At 72.8% G+C, this 3,084-nt stretch carries 2 protein-coding genes; one reads left to right on the forward strand and one right to left on the reverse strand.

The annotated features are described in order from the left end of the window. Window positions 1-170: 170 nt before the first annotated feature. Window positions 171-896 (reverse strand): dienelactone hydrolase family protein, encoded by a 726-nt coding sequence (locus ACFVHV_RS43545; RefSeq protein WP_380359392.1) that lies wholly within the window; start codon window positions 894-896, stop codon window positions 171-173. A gap of 798 nt (window positions 897-1,694) precedes the next feature. Between ACFVHV_RS43545 and ACFVHV_RS43550 the strand changes: the two genes are divergently transcribed. Then, entirely contained in the window at window positions 1,695-2,984 is a 1,290-nt protein-coding gene (locus ACFVHV_RS43550; protein ID WP_359912032.1) for a hypothetical protein, read from the forward strand. Window positions 2,985-3,084: the final 100 nt, after the last annotated feature.

Consider the following 3,084-nt stretch of genomic DNA (forward strand, 5'->3'; position numbering starts at 1 on the left):
CAAACCGCGCCGCCCGCGCCTTTTTTTTAAACTACACTGTAACCCGTGCACCCCGCGTAACAGGCGGCCGGCCCGGCCGCGGGGGGGGCCCCGGCCCCCGACGCGCATGCCCCGCGACCGACACGCCGTCGGCGCGGGCAGGCGCGGGTAGGCGCAGGTAGGCGCGCTGGTCAGTCCGGCACGGGCAGGCACTCGGCGAGCAGGCCGACGACGTCGCGCCAGGCCCGCCGGGCGTGCTGCGGATGGTGCGCGACGCCGGGGAGCACGGTGTGACCGACCGTCGGGTGGTGGAAGGCGTGCTGGGCGCCGCCGTAGACCACGAGACGCCAGTCGACGCCCGCCGCCTGCATCTCGGCGGTGAAGGCCTCCCTCCGCTCGGCGGGCATGATCGGGTCCTCCGAGCCGACCCCGGCCCACACCGGGCACCGGATCCGGGCCGCCTCGCCCGGGCGGCCGGTGGTGAATCCGTTGACCGTCCCGATCGCCCGCAGGTCGGCACCGGCGCGCCCGAGTTCCACCGCGATGGCACCCCCGGTGCCGTAGCCGATGGCGGCGATCCGGTCCGGGTCGGTCCGCGGTTCGGCGCGCAGCACGTCGAGGGCCGCGTGGCCGATGTCCCGCATCCGGTCGGGGTCGGCGAGCAGCGGCATCACCCGCGCCAGCATCTCCTGCGGGTCGCTGATCCAGCGCCCGCCGTGGAGGTCGAAGGCCAGGGCCACGTAGCCCAGTTCGGCGAGGGCGTCGGCCCGGCGGCGCTGGAAGTCGTTCAGGCCCGGTCCCTCGGGCCCGATCAGCACCCCGGGCCGGCGCCCGGCACCGGCCGGGAGCGCGAGGTGCCCGATCATCGTCATTCCGTCGGCCGGGTACTCGACCGTGCGTGTGGTGACCGTTGTCATGGGACCGGACAGTACTGGGGTCCGCGCCCCGGCCGGGCCGGACTTCGCCCTCGGCAGAGCGAGCGGCCCGCCGGCGGCCGCCGCTGCGCTTCGCGTCGGGGTCGTCGAGGGCCAGGACCGACGAGCGGCGGTCCGCGCCGGGGCCGCGGCCTCCTCGGGGGTGTCGGGGGGGCAGGCCGCGCTCGTCGTGACCACCAGCACGACGAATACGGCGTCGACACCCCGCTGTGGCCGGGCCCGTCCGGCAGTCCCGACCTCGACAGCCCGTACGACTACCCCTGCGACCTTGACCGGCTGCCGATCACCCCGGCCACCCGGGCCGAACTGGCGCGGCTCGCCGACCGGTACCAGTCGTCGCTCGACGAGGCGTACCCGCCGGATCCGTCTCCGTGGTCCGAGGAGGAGAAGGAGCTGTTCCGGCAGCAGGCGGCCGCTGCGCTGGAGGCCTTGCGCCGTGATCTGGGCGGCGGTTGGACGGTCGAGGACCTGTCGGGCCCGGTGCGCTGACCCCCGGTCCGCCCCGGAGTGGTGCGGACCGGGGGCCGGGAGCGGGGACCCTCGGGGCATGGTCGGGACGGCTCGTCAGGCCTGGTTTACGACTTTTGGTCATGGTTTTGGCCGAACTGGTTAAAGACCCGGCCAAAAATGCGGATGACCCCTTGCCGATAATGTGATCACATGTGCAGGCGCTGTGACGTTGTGCGTCGCAGGGGAGGGAACGGTCCGCTTTGCCGAGCGGGCCCGATCAACAGGAGTCGTACCATCAACACCGCCATCCGCAAGGCCGCCCGTGGGGCGATGCCCGTCGCCGTCACCGCCTCCGTGCTCGCCACCGGCCTCACCGCCTGCGGCACCGTCGAGCAGCTGTCCGCCGCGCAGAAGGTCTCGAAGGCCTTCGACAAGGTCCGTGACGGCAAGTCGGCCGGGTTCACCCTCTCCATCGACGCCACCCCCGAGCAGGTCGCCGCGTTCGCCAACTCCGGCGAGCACAAGGGCAACGGGCTCATCGGCTCCGCCCGGGGCCGCAAGGAGGACATGGACGAGAAGACCGCCAAGGCGATCTCCGGCCTCTCCGTCACGGTCGCGGTCTCCGCCGACAAGCCGCTCAAGGACATCGAGGCCTTCAAGAACGCCGGCCAGGCGGGCAAGAACGCCGACCTGACGCTCGACAAGTCGGTGCGCGTCTCCTACCTGCTCGCCGACCGCAGCGGCACCGCGCTGCTGGAGTACCGCCAGGTCGACGCCACGGGGTACCTGCACGCCGACGCCAAGGGCCTGATGAAGCTGGTCGGCGAGGACCCGTCCACGGTGGACGAGCTCCGCAAGGACCTGCCGGAGGAGATGAAGCCGGTCGGGGACGTGCTGGCCGGCAAGTGGGTGTCCTTCGACCTCCAGGCGCTCGCCGACCAGGCGAAGGAGGCCGACGCCAAGAAGGCCGCGCCGAGCGCCGCCCCCAGCGTCGACCCGGAGCTCGGCAACCAGCTCCTCAACTCGATCAAGGACGTGCTCGGCCGCACCGTCACGTACGAGGACAAGGGCAAGAAGGACGGCACCGAGCACCTCTGGGTGAGCGCCCCGGCCCGCCAGCTGGTGGACGAGATGTACAAGGCCGTCAAGCCGCTGTCCGCCAAGTTCCCCAAGCAGCTGGGCGACTTCCCGGACAAGGCCCCGAGCGACGTGCCGGACCGGAAGATCGGCGTCGACCTCTACCTGAAGAACGGCGCCTTCTCCTCCGCCACCTTCGACCTCGCCCAGCTGGCCGACAAGGTCGAGCCGGGCGTCAACTTCCCGGTGAAGCTCGCCTTCAGCCAGGCGGCCCCGAACGTCCAGGCCCCGGCCGACGCGGTCAAGGTGACCAACGAGCAGCTGATGGACGCGGTGCTCGGCCTGGCCGCCGGGGGCGACGAGGAGGGCCTCGACCCCGAGGACTTCGGCGACCTCCCGCTCGCCCCGCCGCTGACCGACGCCCAGCTCAAGGAGCTCGCCGGACTCGGCGTCTCGGAGGCCGAGGCGCGCGAACTCAACGACGCGGGCCTGAGCTTCGGGAGCATCAAGCAGCTCGCCCAGGCCACCCCGCCCAAGGCCTGACCTCCACCTCCGACCGGCCGACCGGCCGACCGGGCGACGGCGGGCCAGCGGGGGTCCGGTCCTGCGGTGGCTGGCGGGGTCACGGTGCCGGCCCGCGGGC

The sequence above is a fragment of the Kitasatospora sp. NPDC127116 genome (assembly GCF_042677365.1).
GTDB lineage: Bacteria > Actinomycetota > Actinomycetes > Streptomycetales > Streptomycetaceae > Kitasatospora > Kitasatospora lactacystinica.